Source organism: Lentzea sp. NPDC059081, from assembly GCF_042738015.1.
Taxonomy (GTDB): Bacteria; Actinomycetota; Actinomycetes; order Mycobacteriales; family Pseudonocardiaceae; genus Lentzea.
On the sequence record NZ_JBHYGW010000017.1, the window covers coordinates 114,984 to 131,047 of the forward strand.

Below are 16,064 nucleotides of genomic sequence, written 5' to 3' on the forward strand. Positions count from 1 at the left end.
AGTGGCCCTCGTCACATGATCACCCACCACTGGGAGGGTTCATGCACATCTCGGTCAACGTCGACGGAGTGACGCACGCCGACGAGGTCGAACCCCGGCTGCTCCTCGTGCACTACCTGCGCGAACGCCTGGGCAAGACCGGCACCGTCGTCGGCTGTGACACCGGAAACTGCGGTGCCTGCACGGTGCACTTGGACGGCCACAGCGTGAAGTCGTGCTCGATGTTCGCGGTCCAGGCGAACGGGCACGACATCACGACGATCGAAGGCCTCGCCCGCGACGGCAAGCTGCACCCGGTGCAGCAGGCGTTCCGGCAGAACCACGCGTTGCAGTGCGGGTTCTGCACCCCCGGCATGATCATGCAGGCGATCGACCTGCTGGCCGACGAACCCGATCCGGACGACGAGACCGTGCGGAAGGGGCTCGAGGGCAACCTCTGCCGCTGCACCGGCTACCAGAACATCGTCCGCGCCGTCCAGGACGCCGCGCAGAGCATGAAGCCCGGCGCGGGCCCCGAGATCGAGCAGCGCACGCCGCACGCGGTAGGTGGCGAATGACCGCCACGGCAGAACCGGAGATCGGCAAGCCCCGGCGCCGCAAGGAGGACGCGCGGCTGATCACGGGCCAGACCCGGTGGACCGACAACCTGCAGCTCACCGGCATGCTGCACATGGCGGTGCTGCGCAGTCCCGTGGCTCACGCCCGCATCACGAACATCGACGTCAGCAGGGCGACCGCGATGCCCGGTGTCGCCGTGGTGCTCACGGGCGAGGACTTCGCCGCCGAGCAGGGCTCGCTGCCGTGCGCGTGGCCGATCACCGAGGACATGAAGGCCCCCGCCGCGCCCGCGCTGGCCGTCGACCGGGTCAACTTCGCCGGTGAGGCCGTGGCGCTGGTGATCGCCGACAGCGCGTACCACGCCGCGGACGCGCTCTCCGAGATCGACGTCGACTACGACGAGCTGCCCGTCGTGCTCGACATGGAAGAAGCGTTGCAGGACAACGACCTCGTGCACGAGGACCTGGGCACGAACAAGTGCGCGACGTGGATCTTCGACTCCGCCGAGGCAGGCAGCGGCACGAACGTCGAGGACGAGATCTCCGCCGCCGAGGTCGTGATCGAGCGGACGTTCCGGCAGCAGCGGCTGATCCCGGCGTTCATGGAACCCCGGTCGGTCGTCGTGGACTCGACCGCCGGCATGTACACCGTCTGGTCCGCCACGCAGATCCCGCACATCCTGCGCTGGATGCTGTCGGCGGTCACCGGCATCTCCGAGAGCAAGCTCCGCGTGATCGCGCCGGACGTCGGCGGCGGTTTCGGCGGCAAGCTCCAGGTCACGCCGGAGGAGCTGCTGTGCCTGCTGGTGGCGCGGCGGATGGGCCGTCCGGTGAAGTGGACGGAGACGCGCACCGAGTCGATGCTGTCCGCGCACCACGGCCGCGACCAGGTCCAGAAGATCACGCTGGCGGCCCGCCGCGACGGCACCGTCACCGGGCTCAAGGTCGAGCTGCTCGCCGACATGGGCGCGTACCTGCGCCTGGTCACGCCGGGTGTGCCGATCTTGGGCGCGTTCATGTTCAACGCGATCTACAAGTTCGCGGCCTACCGCTTCGTGTGCACCAACGTGTTCACGAACAAGGTGCCGACGGACGCCTACCGCGGTGCCGGCCGGCCGGAGGCCACGTTCGCGATCGAGCGGATGATGGACGAGCTCGCCGTCGAGCTGGACATGGACCCGATGGCCGTCCGCGAGCTGAACTGGATCAAGCACGAGGAGTTCCCGTTCACCTCGGTCGCGGGGCTGACCTACGACTCCGGCAACTACGAGGCCGCGACGGCGCGCGCGATGGAGCTGTTCGAGTACGAGTCGTTGCGCGAGGAGCAGGAACGGCGTCGCTCCTCGGGTGACGTGGTCCAGCTGGGCATCGGGATCTCCACGTACACCGAGATGTGCGGCCTCGCGCCGTCCCGCGTGCTGGGCGCCCTGCGCTACGGCGCGGGTGGCTGGGAGACCGCGTCGATCCGGATGCTGCCCACCGGCAAGGTCGAGGTGATCACCGGGACGTCGCCGCACGGGCAGGGCCACGAGACGGTGTGGTCGCAGATCGTCGCGGACAAGCTCGGCGTGCCGTTCGAGGACGTCGAGGTGCTGCACGGCGACACGGCCACGTCGCACAAGGGCATGGACAGCTACGGCTCGCGGTCGCTGGCCGTGGGCGGTACCGCGCTGGTGCAGGCGGCGGACAAGGTGCTCGCCAAGGCCAGGACCCTGGCCGCGCACATGATGGAGTGCGACGAGGCGGACGTGGAGTTCGCTTCCGGGTCGTTCTCCGTGCGCGGGACGTCGACCGCCCGCACGTTGGGCGACGTCGTGCTGGCCGCGCACGTGGCGCACGACCTGCCCGAGGGCATGGAGCCCGGCATGGACGCCGACGCCACCTACGACCCGGACAACTTCTCGTACCCGCACGGAACCCATTTGTGCGCAACGGAAGTCGACACCGAGACCGGCATGGTGAAGATCATCCGGTACGTGGCGGTGGACGACGTCGGCACCGTCATGAACCCGTTGATCGTCGACGGCCAGGTGCACGGCGGGCTGGCGCAGGGCATCGCGCAGGCGTTGTACGAGGAGGCCACGCACGACGAGATGGGCACCCTGACGTCGGCGACGCTCGCGGACTACCTGGTGCCGTGCGCGGCCGACCTGCCGTCGTTCATCACCGACCGCACCGAGACCCCGGCGACGTCCAACCCGTTGGGTGCCAAGGGAGTCGGCGAGGCGGGCACGATCGCGTCGACGCCGGCCGTGGTGAACAGCGTGCTGGACGCCGTGCGGCACCTGGGTGTCCGCGACATCGAGATGCCGATGTCGCCGGAACGCGTGTGGACCGCGCTGCAGGGCCGGGGCGACCCGGGCTCCGGCGACGTGGCCGCGGGCGGGCTCGGTTCGATCGACGCGCAGGGAGGACAGTCGTGATCCCGGCCGAGTTCAAGTACCTGTTCCCGTCCAGTGTGGACGAAGCCGTGCGGATGCTCGCCGAGGAGGGCGAGGACGCGAAGGTCATCGCGGGCGGCCAGTCGCTCGTGCCGGTGCTGCGCATGCGGCTGGCGGCGCCGACGGCGTTGATCGACATCGGCGGCCTGACCGAGCTGACCGGCGTGCGCGACGACGGCGACTCGTTGCTCATCGGTGCCATGACCACGCATTACGAGGTGCAGCGCGACCACCTGATCCACGACCACGCGTTGTTGTTGAAGCTGGTCACGGACACGGTGGCCGATCCGCAGGTGCGGCACCGCGGCACGTTCGGCGGCGCGCTCGCCCACGCGGACCCGGCGGGCGACCTGCTCGCCCCCGCACTGGCCCTGGACGCGACGATGATCATCGCCGGACCCGGCGGACGGCGTGAGGTGCCCGCGGCGGAGTTCTTCGTCGACTACTTCACGACGGCTCTCGGACCCGACGAGATCCTGGTCGACGTGCGGGTGCCGAAGTACACGGGCTGGGGCGCGCACTACGAGAAGCTCAACCGGGTCGCGCAGGCGTGGTCGATCGTCGCGGTCGCGGCCGCCGTGCAGGTCCGTGACGGTTCGATCGTGGCGGCCAGGGTCGGGCTCACGAACGTGGGGTCCGGGCCGGTGCGCGCCGTGGACGTCGAGGCCGCGCTGGTGGGCCAGGAGGCGTCGGCCTCCGTGATCTCCGCCGCGGCCCGGCAGGCGTCGTCGGGCGACACCTACAAGGACAACCTGGCCCGCGTGCTCACCGGTCGCGCTGTGACGGCGGCGGTAGCGGGATGAAGTTGACGCACTCGTTCGTCTCACCGGGCCCCGCCGAGGAGGTGTGGGAGGCGCTGCTCGACCCGGAGCGGGTGGCGCCCTGCCTGCCGGGCGCCACGCTCACCTCGGTCGAGGGCAAGACGTTCGGCGGGGAGGTGAAGGTCAAGCTCGGCCCCGTGCAGTTGCTGTACCGGGGCACCGGCGAGTTCGTGGAGGTCGACCCGGTGCAGCGCCGTGCGGTGCTCAAGGCGTCCGGCAAGGACACCCGCGGCAACGGCACGGCGTCCGCCACGGTGACGTTCCAGGTCGGCGACACCGTGGAGGTGGAGACCGACCTGGCGATCACCGGCAGACCCGCCCAGTTGGGACGGGGACTGATCTCCGAGGTCAGCGGCAAGCTCGTCGCCCAGTTCGCCGAATGCCTGGCGGGCACGCTGGGATCCGGGGATCCTGACGAGGTGGCACAACAGCAGCATCTCCGAGTCGTTCCCGACGAGCCGATCGACCTGATCGACACCGCAGGCGTACCGGTCCTGAAGCGCGCGCTCCCCGTCGCGGGCGCGGCGCTGGCCGTTGTGCTGTTCGTGGTCCTGCGACGCCGGCGGCAGCGCTGAGGCGTGCAGCCCGGTGGCCGGCACTCGTGCTGGCCACCGGCTTCGCGCTGTCCGCGTGCACCGGCTCCCCGGCCGTCGTCACCTCGTCGACCCCGGTGCCCGCCACGTCGTCGGGCCCGCCCCCACCGCGCTCGTTCACGCTGACCGCGGGCGGCGACATCCTGATCCACCCGGCCCTGACCGACCAGGCCGTGGCCGACGGCGGCGCCGCGGGCCGCGACTACCTGCCGTTGCTGTCGGGCGTCCGCGACACCCTGAAGTCCGACCTGGCCCTGTGCCACCTGGAGGTCCCGCTGGGCCCGAAGGAGGGCCCGTTCTTCGGCTACCCCGCCTTCCTGGCACCGCCCGAGGTGGCGAAGGGCCTGGTCGACGTGGGCTACGACTCCTGCTCCACCGCCTCCAACCACACGCTGGACCGAGGCGTCTCGGCCATCCAGTCGACGCTCGACGCGATGGACGCCGTCGGCCTGAAGCACACCGGCTCGTTCCGCACGCCCGAGGAGGCAGCCGCCCCGCTGATCCTGGACGCGGGCGGCGTACGCGTGGCCCAACTCTCCTTCACCTACGGCTTCAACGGCATCCCGCTACCCCAACCGTGGCGCGCGAACCAGATCAACGCCGAGAAAATCCTCGCCGACGCCCGCGCCGCTCGCGCCGCCGGCGCCGAGGTGGTCGTGCTGTCCGTGCAGTGGGGCAACGAGTACCAGCACGAGGCCACCCCGGACCAGAAGGCGCTGGCCCGCCAGCTGCTGGCCGACCCGGCGCTGGACCTGATCATCGGCACGCACGTCCACGTGGTGCAGCCGTTCGAGAAGATCGGCGACAAGTGGGTGGTCTACGGGCTGGGCAACGAGGTCGCGCGCCACTCCGAGCCCCGCGGGGTGACGGAGGAGGGGGCGATCGCGCGGTTCAAGTTCGAGCAGGGCGCTGCTGGGTGGTCGGTGGTGGAGGCTTCCTACACGCCGACTTTGGTCGAGTTGGGGCCGCCGATTCGGTTGGTGGACCTGACTCGGGTGCCTGTCACGGCTCGTCGGACTGAGGCGATCACTCGGACCGAGGGTGTGGTGTTCAGCCTGGGAGCTAATCAGCAGGGGTTGGTTCGGGCGCGGCCGTGACCACTCGAACTGCTCGAAGGCCGTCTGATGGCGTGCCCCAACCCTCTCGCCACCCACAACGTCGCGGCCATGAACCTCGTGGTGCAGCTGTCGGGGCAGCTCCCCGACGAACTGGAGGTGATCCACGCCCTGGACGTGAACCTGGAGCTGGCGCCACCGGGCCAGCCCGGTTTTGTCCGGCGCCCGGATCTGATCGTCGTCCGGCGCAGCCGCCGGAGCAGTCTGGTCACGGCGTCCGAGGTCGTCCTCGTGGCCGAGGTCCTGTCACCGGGCTCTCGCTACACCGACCGCCGTGCGAAGCGGGCCGAGTACGCCGACGCGGGGATCCCGTTCTACTGGATGATCGACCTCGACAAGCCGGTGTCGCTGGCCGCCATGCGTCTCGCGGGGGAGTTCGGCTACCAGGAGGCTCCCGCGGAAACCAGGATCTACGAGGCCGTGGAGCCGTTCCCGCTGAAGATCCAGGTCGACCGGCTCACCGACTGAGCTTGGCCAGCACCCGCTCGTACCGCTCCACCCAACCCAGGTCACCGCTCTCGAACTCCCCAACCCGATCCGGCACGGGAGCCTTCGTCAACACCGGCAGATACCCGTCCACCGGCACCAGCGAGTCACCGGTGACGTCCCCGTCCAGCAACTGCAGCGTCGCCAGCCCGCACGCGTAGTCGAGCTCCGGCAACGCCGCCGCCAGCGCCACCCCGGCCGCCATCCCGACCGAGGTCTCCAAAGCCGACGACACCACGCACGGCAACCCGCACGCCTCGGCCACCTCGAGCGCCCGGCGCACCCCGCCGAGTGGGGCCACCTTGATCACCGCGATGTCCGCGGCTCCCGACACCGCGACCTTCAGCGGGTCCGAGGCCTTGCGGATCGACTCGTCGGCCGCGATCGGCACGTCGACCCGCCTGCGCACCGCGGCGAGCTCGTCCAGCGTCCGGCACGGCTGTTCGACGTACTGGAGTCCGCCGGCGGACTTGTCCATGGCCTTGATCGCCGTAACGGCGGTGTCGACGTCCCACATCATGTTCGCGTCGACCCGCACGAACCCGTGCGGCCCCACCGCGTCGCGCACCGCCTCGAGCCGTGCGCAGTCCTCGGCGAGCGTGGACTCGGCGACCTTCACCTTGGCCGTGGAACAGCCCGACCGGGCGACGATCTCGTGGGCGCGCTCCGGCTCCACGACCGGCACCGTGCAGTTGACCGGGATCCGCGAACGGACCGGCGCCGGCCAGCCCTCGTTCGCCGCCTCGACCGCGCACGCGAGCCACGCCATGGCCTCGTCGTCGTCGTACTCCTCGAACGGGCAGAACTCGCCCCACCCGGCCGGTCCCTCGAAGAGCAGTCCGGTGCGCCGGGTGATGCCGCGAAACCGGGCGCGCATCGGGATGGAGTAGACGTGCACGTCCCGATTCAAGCGCACTTCAGGTACTCCAGCGAATGTCCGCCCCCGCGCAGGTTCACGGTGCCGACCGGCTGGATGCCGAGCAACGTGCACACGATCTGCTGGACGGCCACGGGGCTGAGCTGCGACACGTCGCTGGACAGGGTCACGTCGAGCCCGCTGGCCACGCGGCTGATCGTGGCGGGCGCGGCGTCCAGCGGCACCTCGGTGGCCAGGCCGCGCGCCTGCTCGCCGGTGGCCGGGCCCTGGGCCAGCAGGGCGATGACGTCGTAGCCGCTCAGGCTCTCCTGCGACCGGCTGATCGGGACCACCGAGCTGCCGGCGGCCCAGTAGAGCGACGGCGTGGTGTTCTCGATGGGACCGTTCGGCGCCTGGAGACCGGGGATTGGGTCGGTCGGCCGGATGCCGCACGCGCTGACGACGAGCACCACCAGCGCCACGAGGCCGAGCTCGCGCAGGGGTCCCCTCCAGGGGGTCCCCCGGATTCCATTCTTCCAGGTAGCACCGACAATTTTCGGCGTCACAGCTCGCCCTCCAGCGGCAGGCGCAACGTGAACAGCGCACCGCCGCCCGGCTCGTTCGCCGCCGTCAGCGTGCCCCCGTGCAGCCGCGCGTTCTCCCACGCGATCGCCAGCCCGAGCCCGCTTCCCTCCGACCGCCCGCGCGCGGAGTCGGCCTTGTAGAACCGCGCGAACACGTGCGGCAGCACCTCCGCGGACAGCCCCGGCCCCGAGTCGGCCACCGCGATCACCAGGAACTCGCCGTCCACCGACAGCCGGACCGACACCGGCGGCGACCCGTGCCGCAGCGCGTTGCCGACCAGGTTCGCCACGATCACGTCCAGCCGCCGCGGGTCGAGCCGCGCCCGCACCCCGGACGGCAGCGACGTCGTCACGCCGGTTGAGAACCCGCGCATCCGCAGGCTGGAGAGCACCACCTCGGCCACGTCCACGTCGTCCAGCGCCAGTGCCGCGGTGCCCGAGTCGAAGCGGGTCACCTCGATCAGGTCGTTCACCAGCCGTGTCAGGTTCTGGGTCTCGCGGTTCACCAGCCGGGCCGCCTGGCCCGCCACTCCCGGCAGCGAACCGGTCTCGGCGTCCAGCACGTCGGTCACGGCTGTCATCGCGGCGAGAGGGGTTCTCAGTTCGTGCGACACGTCTGCCACGAACCGCCGTGCGTCGGCTTCCATCCGTCGCAGCTCACCGACGTGGTGTTCCAGAGACGAGGCCGTGCTGTTGAACGTCGTCGCGACGGACGCCAGCTCGTCACGGCCCCGCACCGGCACACGAGCGGTGAGATCGCCTTGGCCGAGCTGCCAGGCCGCGAGCTTCAGCTCCCGCACGGGACGCAGCACACCCCGTGCGGCCAGGAAACCCAGCCCCAGGGCGAGGAGCAGGCCGGCGCCGCCGATCAGCCACGCGTTCTGGGCCAGCTCGCCAACGAACTCCGTCTCGGACGTGAACGACCGCAGCGCGTACACCTCGATCCCCGACGGCTGACCGCCAGGAGCCACGCCCAGCTGCATGCCGATGACGAGCCGCACCCCGTCCGCGTACGGCACGCGCTGCCAGCCGACCCGGCCCGACGCCACCAGGGTCCGCAGCTCCGGGGTGATCACGGACGGGTCCATGCTGCCCGAGGTGATGCCGTTGCCGTAGGCCAGCGCCGTGCCCTCCCGGCCGGAGACCCTGGCGGCGATGCGCTCCAGGGTGGCCTGGTCGAGGGGCCGGGCCGGCAGCGGGTAGAGCTGCTCGACGCGGCTCGTGATCTCGACGACGGCGTTGTCCTGCGCGCGTTGCACGATGGCGTCGCGCGCACGGACGTAGCCCGCCCCGGCCACCGCCACGGCGGTGATGATGCTCAGGAACCCGAACGCGAGCAGCAGCCGCAGGCGAAGCGTCACAGCGGCCCGAAGCGGTAGCCGAAACCGCGCACGGTCTGAACGTACCGCGGCGCCGCCGGGTCGTCCTCGATCTTCGAGCGCAGCCGCTGCACGCACGCGTCGACCAGCCGCGAGTCGCCGAGGTAGCCCTGGTCCCAGACCGACTGGAGCAGCTGCTGGCGCGACAGCACGCGGCCAGGCGACGACGAGAGCTCCAGCAGCAGCCGCAGCTCGGTCGGCGCCAGCGACACCGGCTTGCCCAGCCGCGTCACCACCAGGCCGTCGCGGTCGAGCGTCAGGTCGCCGTGGCGTTCGGCCGCGACCTCGACCATCGAGGCGGTCGACCGGCGCAGCACCGCGCGGATGCGGGCCTCCAGCACACGGGCCTGGGCCGGTTTGGCCACGTAGTCGTCCGCGCCCGCCTCCAGGCCCGCGACCACGTCGATGTCGTCGTTGCGCGCGGTCAGCATGATGATCGGCAGGTCACCGGACGCGCGGATGCGGCGGCACACCTCGAAGCCGTCGACGCCCGGCAGCATCAGGTCGAGCACCACGACGTCCGGGGCGACGCTCGTCAGCAGTTCCAGGCCCTCTTCGCCGGTGCGCACCGCGTCCACGGTGTGGCCCTGGTAGGTCAGGGCGAGCGACAGGCCCTCGCGGACCGCCTCGTCGTCCTCGATCAGCAGTACGCGCGGCATGACCTCCAGCCTTCCGGACGGGTCTCATGAGGACGTCCAAGGAATGTCATCGTTGCGTAACGAGCCTCAGTCCAGCGCCGCGGTGTGGCGCAGCTGCTCCGGCGTCGGGTCGGTGACGAGGACCCGCAGCGCGGCCGCGAACCGGTCGAAGCTGCGGTCGAGCTCCGCCAGCTCGCGCGAGGGTTCGGCGACCAGTGCCGCCCGGCCCGCCCTGGGAGCCGCGGTCGCCAGCGCGTCGCGCACCGGCTGGGCCCGGCGCAGGGCCACGAGCAGCGTCCACAGGCGTTGCTCGACCAGCGCGACCTGCACCGGGTCGCCCGTCACGGACAGGAAGTCGGACCGCGCGGCGGTGGCGCGGCGGCGTTGCTCGGGGCACGTGAAGTCGTCCGAGCGGACGACCTGGGTGTCCGGCGCCGACCGGGCGAGCGAGGCCTCCGACCGGAACCGCCGCACGGGCGCTGTTCCGGCCGGGTTCCACATCCACCAGGTGGTCATCCGACCAGGTCGTCCGCGTCGACGATCTTGTAGGCGTAGCCCTGCTCGGCCAGGAAGCGCTGCCGGTGGGCGGCGTAGTCGGTGTCGAGCGTGTCGCGCGCGACGACCGAGTAGAAGTGCGCCTGCCGGCCGTCGCCCTTGGGCCGCAGCAACCGGCCGAGGCGCTGCGCCTCCTCCTGTCGCGACCCGAACGTGCCGGACACCTGCACGGCCACCGACGCCTCGGGCAGGTCGATGGAGAAGTTCGCGACCTTCGACACCACGAGCGTGCGGAGTTCGCCCTTGCGGAACTTGTCGAACAGCTCCTCGCGCTCCTTGTTCTTCGTCGACCCCTTGATCACCGGCGCCCCCAACTCCTCGCCCAGCTCGTCGAGCTGGTCCAGGTAAGCACCGATCACGAGCGCCGGCTCGTCGGGATGCTGCTCCAGCACCCGGCGAACCACCGGGATCTTGGTCCGCGCGGTCGAGCAGAGCTTGTAGCGCTCCTCGGGCTCGGCCGTCGCGTACTGGAGCCGCTCGTTGTCCGTCAGCGTCACCCGGACCTCGGTGCACTCGGCCGGCGCGATCCAGCCCTGCGCCTCGATGTCGCGCCACGGCACGTCGTACCGCTTCGGCCCGATCAACGAGAAGACGTCGCCCTCCTGGCCGTCCTCGCGCACCAGCGTCGCGGTCAGCCCGAGGCGCCGGCGGCTCTGCAGGTCCGCCGTCATGCGGAAGACCGGCGCGGGCAGCAGGTGCACCTCGTCGTAGACGATCAGGCCCCAGTCGCGCGAGTCGAACAGCTCCAGGTGCTTGTACTCGCCCTTCGACTTGCGGGTGATCACCTGGTAGGTCGCGATGGTGACCGGCCGGATCTCCTTGCGCTCGCCCGAGTACTCGCCGATCTCCTCCTCGGTGAGCGACGTGCGCGCGATCAGCTCGCGCTTCCACTGCCGTCCCGCCACGGTGTTGGTGACCAGGATCAACGTGGTCGCCTGCGCCTCGGCCATCGCCGCCGCGCCGACGAGAGTCTTGCCCGCGCCGCAGGGCAGCACGACGACGCCGGACCCACCAGCCCAGAACGCCTGCGCCGCCAGCCGCTGGTAGTCGCGCAGCTTCCACCCGTCCTCGGCCAGCTCGATCGGGTGCGCCTCCCCGTCGACGTACCCGGCCTCGTCCTCGGCCGGCCAGCCGACCTTGAGCAGCAGCTGCTTGAGCCGCCCGCGCTCGCTGGGGTGCACGATCACGGTGTCGTCGTCGATGCGCGCCCCGAACATCGGCGAGATCTTCTTGTGGCGCATCACCTCCTCGAGCACCGCGCGGTCGTTGCTGTGCAGGACCAGCCCGTGGGCGGGGTTGTTGGTCAGCACCAGCCGCCCGAAGCGGCTCATCGTGTCGACCACGTCCACCAGCAACGGCTGCGGCACCGGGTAACGGCTGAACCGCACCAATGCGTCCACCACCTGCTCGGCGTCGTGCCCGGCCGCACGCGCGTTCCACAACGCCAACGGCGTGACGCGGTACGTGTGCACGTGCTCCGGCGCCCGCTCCAGCTCGGCGAACGGCGCGATGGACGTGCGCGCGTCGTCGGCGAGCGGGTGGTCGACCTCGAGCAGCAGCGTCTTGTCCGACTGGACGATCAAGGGGCCATCGGTCACGCCGACAAGTCTCCCTGACGGCGGCAAATGCGGGGTGGTCGCGGGGGCGGGGGTCGCGGTGGGTGAGAGGCGGGGTGCGCTGGGTGAGGCGGGTGGGTAGGAGGGGCGGGGATCTTGGGGTGCGCTGGGTCGGAGGGGAGCGCTCACGCCGAGGGAGATGTATCGGGTGGAGGGGTGCGCTCGGGCCGAGGGGAGCGCTCGGGCAAAGAAAGTGCACATCGTCCAAGGCGCACGTTGGGACCGGGGGCCGGTACCGAGGCGCGCGTTGGGACCGAGGGGGTGCGCCGGTACCGAGGGGTGCGCTGGAAACGAGGGGTGCGCTGGGGACCGAGGGGTGCGCTGGGGACCGAGGGGTGCGCTGGGGACCGAGGGGTGCGCTGGGGACCGAGGGGTGCGCTGGAAACGAGGGGCTCGTTGGGCCGAGGGGTGCGCCGGAGGCGAGGGGTGCGCTTGGGACCGAGGGGTGCGCTTGGGGCGAGGGGCGCGCTCAAGCTGAGGGGAGCGTTGGAACCAGGAGGCGCGCTGGAGTCAGCTGACCTCCCGCCAACCGATGACCCGCCCCGCCGTCCCGCGCCCCCTGCCCGCCGCCCACGACCAGGCCGCCGCCCACGACCAGCCCGCCGCCCACGACCAGCCCGCCGCCCACGACCAGCCCGCCGCCCACGACCAGCCCGCCGCCCACGACCAGCCCGGCGCCCACGACCAGCCTGGCGGGCAGCGGCCTGGCGGGCCACCAGCGGCCACGCTTCAACCGGCGACGTGTCCACCCGCCCACCACCGGCCAACCCGCCCATCCCTGACGGCCCCAGCCCGTTCCAGCTCACCTCGACCCGCACCGGGTGTCCCAGGCCGCGTCCGAGCTCACCCGGCCAGCGCCCAGAACCCCAAGCCCAAGCCCCACCCCGCGTCCCCGAGCCGCTCCCCGGCCCACCCGACCCCGCCCGCCACCCCGAACCCCCCACCCAACCCCTCAACCTGCGTCAACTGTCGACACCAACTGTGAGCCGACACACCCAGCCCACACGAGGTGTCGTACGTTCTCGCCCATGAGCACCGAGTCGACTGACCCCGTCGAGACCCCGGCCGACACGTCGGTCGAGACCCCGGCCGGCGTGGCCGCGGCGGAAGCCGGGACCGACGAGACGCCCCAGAAGAACAACTGGCTGAAGTTCGTGATCGTCGGCGTGCTGGCGGTCGTGCTGGTCGGCGGTGGCGTCTGGGCGCTCACGGCGCTCAACGGCACCAAGGTCGGCGACTGCGTCAGCGCGTCGCCCAAGGACGTCGACAAGCCCGACGGCGACTGGAGCGTGTCCGGGCAGAGCTGTGGCGACACGTCCGCCACGCACCGGGTCGCCAAGGTGCTCAACAGCGCTGACGACCCGTGTCCCGACGAGGGCATCTACGAGCCGGTCAAGTCCGGTGGCGAGTCGCTGTGCCTCATGCCGAACCTCACCGAGGGCAACTGCTACACGGCGGGTGACGACGGCGCCTTCAAGAAGGAGGCGTGCACCACCGAGTCGCCGGTCAAGATCGTCAAGAAGGTCGACGGGCTGCCGGAGGAGGGCACGGTGTGTCCCGAGGGCTCCAGCGAGCTGCGGTTCAGCGAGCCGGCCTCCGTGTACTGCATGGGCGTGCACGAAGGGTCCTGATCGGGTGAACCCGGTTGAGTCGAGCCCCCTCTGAAGCCGATACCCAGGCCATGAAGAAGGTCGGCCTGGGTATCGCCGCTGTTCTCGCGCTCGTCCTGCTCGGCGGGTTCGTCCTGAACCAGCTCGGCGGCGCGGCGAGGACGGCGGAGGTCGGCGACTGCGCGCGGATCTCCGGCGCGCTCGACAACCCGCAGTACCAGGCCGTCGACTGCGGGTCGGAGCAGGCGAACGTCAAGATCGCCAAGATCCTGCAGTGGAACGAGGACAGGTGCCCGTCCGGCGGCATGGACTACTCGACGTACACGGGTGACTCCAAGTTCTGCCTCATGCCCAACTTCGTGCAGGGCTCCTGTTACGGCCAGAACCGGGAGACCGGCATCGCCAAGGTCGACTGCGCCACCAAGGACTCGGTGCGGGTCGCCAAGGTGCTGACCGGCTCGACCAACGGTGCCGCCTGCGGCGAGTCGCGGGCCGCGATCTTCCCCGAGCCCGCCGTGACCTTCTGCCTGCAGCGCGGCGACCAGCAAAAGCAGTGATCTTCGGCTGAACGGCGGCGGCCGCGTCCGTCCACATGGCACCCTCTGCGGCGTGATCATCGACGAGCCCGCCGCGTCCGGGACCAGTCTTCGGAAGCGGGTCGTGACCTACGCGGCCACCCTCGTCGTCGCGGCCGTCGCGATCTACGGCCTGACCGAGTTCCTCACGCCGATCCGGGCGCCGCACCGGGGCGACTGCGCGAACGTCACCGGGTACGCGTCCCAGCCGGACTTCGACGCCGTCGACTGCGGGTCGGCCAGCGCGAACTACGTCGTCACCGGCACCGTCGCGAAGTCGCGGGCCTGCCAGGACTCCTTCGCGGACATGACCACCACCCGGCCGCAGGACCCGGACGTCCGGATCTGCCTCGTTCCGCTGTGGACGGAGGGCGCCTGCTACCTGGCCGGCTCCGACCGGATGGAGCTGCAGACCGTCGACTGCGGCCAGGACGCCTTCAAGGTCACCAGGGTGAGCAGGGACGTGCCGGGACCGCCGTGCGCGGCGGGCGAGGAGCGGTTCGACTACCCCGGGGTAACGCTGACCTACTGCACCGCGACCCAGTAGATGATCCAAGCGGCCGTAACGGTTCCGTAAAGCCCCAGCGGTTTCCGGCCGCGCGTGACACTCTCTGCTCCGGCTGTGTCGGGGGGCATGGGCCGTCTGGGGTAATTCCGGAAGTGAGAGAACCGCATGAGCACCACTGAGTCCGCTTCGCCCGCTCCGTCGCAGCAGCCCGCACCCGTGGAGCCGCAGCAGGAGCAGAAGAAGCCGAGCATCCTGAAGCGGATCCTGACCTACGTCGTCGGCCTGATCGTGGTCGGCGGCGCGGTCTACGCGTTCAACTACTTCACCAGCGACGCCGCGCAGGCGAAGGTCGGTGACTGCGCCAGCATCACCGGCACGTCGACCAGCCCGGAGTACAAGCAGGTCGACTGCGGCGCCGCCGAGGCGAACTACGCGGTCGCCAAGGCCGGCGGCACCGGTGAGGTGTGCGGCGACAACTACGACGAGTACACGCAGACCCAGCGTCGTGGGCCCAAGACGAAGCTCTGCCTGGCGCCGCTCCTGGCCGAGGGCAAGTGCTACGCCGAGAACACCGGCGGTGTGGGGGTCAAGGTCGTCGAGTGCACGGGGTCGGACGCGTTCAAGGTGACCAAGGTCGCCAAGGACGCCGCCGCGCCGCAGTGCGCCGAGGGGGAGCTCGCGCTCACCTACCCCGAGGTGAAGCTCAACTACTGCACCGGTGCACCCGCGTAACGGGGCTCGAACTCGCGAAACCGGAGTCGTGTCCCACGGCTCCGGTTTCGCCGTCTTCCGCGCCACCCATCGGAGAGGAAACCAGTGACCACCCCCAACCACCCCCAGCAGCCGGGGCCGTACGGACCGCCTCCCGGTGGGCAGCCGCAGCAGCCCTACGGCCAGCCGCAGCCTTACGGCCAGCAGCCCTACGGCCAGCCCGACCCGTACGCCCAGCAGCAACCCGGCCAGTACGGCCCGCCGCCGCAGCAGGGCTACCAGGGCGACCCGTACGCCCAGCAGGGCCAGCCCAACCCCTACGGACCTCCGCCCGGCCAGATGCCGCCCGGTGGACCGATGCCCTACGCCCCGCCGCCCAAAAAGGGCGGTGCCGGCAAGGTCGTCGGCGCGATCGTCGGCGTCGTCGTGCTCGTGGGCGCGTTCATCCTGGTCCGCGCCCTGCTCAGCGGTGGCCTGAGCGGCCTCACGGAGCCGTCGGCCAAGCCGGGCGACTGCGCGAGCGTCACGGGCACCACGATCAGCCCGAAGTACAAGAAGGTCGACTGCGGCGCCCCCGAGGCGAACTACTTCATCGCCAAGGCCATGAACTCCACCTCGGAGGCCTGCCCGAGCGACGACTACGCCGAGTACACCGAGAGCGGCCGGCGCACCTCGTCGCTGAAGCTCTGCCTCGTCGAGAAGCTCGAGGAGGGCAAGTGCTACGAGGAGGAGATCGTCAAGATCAACATGGAGGGCATGAAGGTCGTCGACTGCTCGAAGGGCAGCAACGAGTTCGCCGTCCAGAAGGTCCTGAAGATCGAGAAGGTCGTCAAGGCGGCCACGGCGGAGTGCGGTGAGGCCACGGCGGTCTCCTACGCCGAGCCGGCGCCGGGCATCACGTACTGCGTGACGGCGCTCGCCGGGAAGTGACCTGACGAGGAAGTGGGGGAGCAGCGGCCGGTCCACCACCTCCGCCCGCCCCCAACAACAGCGTCACCACCCTCTCGTGCCCGGAGGCA

Annotated in this window: 18 protein-coding genes; 11 read left to right on the forward strand and 7 right to left on the reverse strand. The window is 70.9% G+C overall.

Features of this window, described 5'->3' with window-relative positions; translation table 11 throughout:
• Window positions 1–41: 41 nt before the first annotated feature.
• From ACFWV3_RS30840 to ACFWV3_RS30865, 6 genes are read left to right on the forward strand one after another with little or no spacing between them, the layout of a single operon-like run.
• Entirely contained in the window at window positions 42–557 is a 516-nt protein-coding gene (locus tag ACFWV3_RS30840) for a (2Fe-2S)-binding protein (RefSeq protein WP_382416314.1), read from the forward strand.
• Entirely contained in the window at window positions 554–2,980 is a 2,427-nt protein-coding gene (locus ACFWV3_RS30845; RefSeq protein WP_382416316.1) for a xanthine dehydrogenase family protein molybdopterin-binding subunit, read from the forward strand. The genes ACFWV3_RS30840 and ACFWV3_RS30845 overlap by 4 nt, the downstream gene beginning before the upstream one ends.
• Window positions 2,977–3,801, forward strand: a complete 825-nt coding sequence (locus ACFWV3_RS30850) for an FAD binding domain-containing protein (protein ID WP_382416317.1) — start codon at window positions 2,977–2,979, stop codon at window positions 3,799–3,801. Before ACFWV3_RS30845 ends, ACFWV3_RS30850 begins: the two co-directional genes overlap by 4 nt.
• The gene (locus ACFWV3_RS30855) at window positions 3,798–4,394 is read left to right on the forward strand and encodes an SRPBCC family protein (RefSeq protein WP_382416319.1); all 597 of its coding nucleotides are present in this window, start codon (window positions 3,798–3,800) and stop codon (window positions 4,392–4,394) included. The genes ACFWV3_RS30850 and ACFWV3_RS30855 overlap by 4 nt, the downstream gene beginning before the upstream one ends.
• 26 nt (window positions 4,395–4,420) lie before the next feature.
• Window positions 4,421–5,509 (forward strand): CapA family protein, encoded by a 1,089-nt coding sequence (locus ACFWV3_RS30860; protein WP_382416321.1) that lies wholly within the window; start codon window positions 4,421–4,423, stop codon window positions 5,507–5,509.
• A 9-nt stretch (window positions 5,510–5,518) separates the two neighbouring features.
• Entirely contained in the window at window positions 5,519–5,995 is a 477-nt protein-coding gene (locus tag ACFWV3_RS30865) for a Uma2 family endonuclease (protein ID WP_382416426.1), read from the forward strand.
• On the opposite strand, the gene ACFWV3_RS30870 is transcribed toward ACFWV3_RS30865, so the two are convergent.
• From ACFWV3_RS30870 to ACFWV3_RS30900, 7 genes are all read right to left on the reverse strand, one after another.
• On the reverse strand, window positions 5,985–6,911 hold the full coding sequence (locus tag ACFWV3_RS30870; protein WP_382416428.1) for an o-succinylbenzoate synthase: 927 nt from the start codon (window positions 6,909–6,911) through the stop codon (window positions 5,985–5,987). The genes ACFWV3_RS30865 and ACFWV3_RS30870 overlap by 11 nt on opposite strands.
• 8 nt (window positions 6,912–6,919) lie before the next feature.
• Window positions 6,920–7,351, reverse strand: coding sequence for a GerMN domain-containing protein (locus tag ACFWV3_RS30875; protein ID WP_382416323.1), 432 nt, complete (start codon window positions 7,349–7,351; stop codon window positions 6,920–6,922).
• Between the two features lie 80 nt (window positions 7,352–7,431).
• Window positions 7,432–8,814 (reverse strand): ATP-binding protein, encoded by a 1,383-nt coding sequence (locus ACFWV3_RS30880; protein ID WP_382416324.1) that lies wholly within the window; start codon window positions 8,812–8,814, stop codon window positions 7,432–7,434.
• Window positions 8,811–9,491 carry a response regulator gene (locus ACFWV3_RS30885; protein WP_382416326.1) on the reverse strand — a complete coding sequence of 227 codons (681 nt, stop codon included), beginning with the start codon at window positions 9,489–9,491 and terminating at the stop codon, window positions 8,811–8,813. Before ACFWV3_RS30885 ends, ACFWV3_RS30880 begins: the two co-directional genes overlap by 4 nt.
• Before the next feature lie 66 nt (window positions 9,492–9,557).
• Complete coding sequence (locus ACFWV3_RS30890; protein ID WP_382416328.1) at window positions 9,558–9,986, reverse strand: hypothetical protein; 429 nt, start codon at window positions 9,984–9,986, stop codon at window positions 9,558–9,560.
• On the reverse strand, window positions 9,983–11,623 hold the full coding sequence (locus tag ACFWV3_RS30895; RefSeq protein WP_382416330.1) for a DNA repair helicase XPB: 1,641 nt from the start codon (window positions 11,621–11,623) through the stop codon (window positions 9,983–9,985). The genes ACFWV3_RS30890 and ACFWV3_RS30895 overlap by 4 nt, the downstream gene beginning before the upstream one ends.
• 487 nt (window positions 11,624–12,110) lie before the next feature.
• Window positions 12,111–12,374, reverse strand: a complete 264-nt coding sequence (locus tag ACFWV3_RS30900) for a hypothetical protein (protein ID WP_382416332.1) — start codon at window positions 12,372–12,374, stop codon at window positions 12,111–12,113.
• Between the two features lie 295 nt (window positions 12,375–12,669).
• On the opposite strand from ACFWV3_RS30900, the gene ACFWV3_RS30905 reads away from it, so the two are divergent.
• From ACFWV3_RS30905 to ACFWV3_RS30925, 5 genes are all read left to right on the forward strand, one after another.
• The gene (locus tag ACFWV3_RS30905) at window positions 12,670–13,272 is read left to right on the forward strand and encodes a hypothetical protein (protein WP_382416334.1); all 603 of its coding nucleotides are present in this window, start codon (window positions 12,670–12,672) and stop codon (window positions 13,270–13,272) included.
• Window positions 13,273–13,322: 50 nt separating this feature from the next.
• Window positions 13,323–13,808: a hypothetical protein gene (locus ACFWV3_RS30910; RefSeq protein ID WP_382416336.1), complete on the forward strand. Its 486-nt coding sequence runs from the start codon at window positions 13,323–13,325 to the stop codon at window positions 13,806–13,808.
• A 52-nt stretch (window positions 13,809–13,860) separates the two neighbouring features.
• Window positions 13,861–14,373 (forward strand): hypothetical protein, encoded by a 513-nt coding sequence (locus ACFWV3_RS30915; RefSeq protein ID WP_382416338.1) that lies wholly within the window; start codon window positions 13,861–13,863, stop codon window positions 14,371–14,373.
• 126 nt (window positions 14,374–14,499) lie between these two features.
• Window positions 14,500–15,066: a hypothetical protein gene (locus ACFWV3_RS30920; protein WP_382416340.1), complete on the forward strand. Its 567-nt coding sequence runs from the start codon at window positions 14,500–14,502 to the stop codon at window positions 15,064–15,066.
• A gap of 84 nt (window positions 15,067–15,150) precedes the next feature.
• Entirely contained in the window at window positions 15,151–15,975 is an 825-nt protein-coding gene (locus ACFWV3_RS30925; RefSeq protein ID WP_382416342.1) for a hypothetical protein, read from the forward strand.
• The last annotated feature ends 89 nt before the right edge of the window (window positions 15,976–16,064 follow it).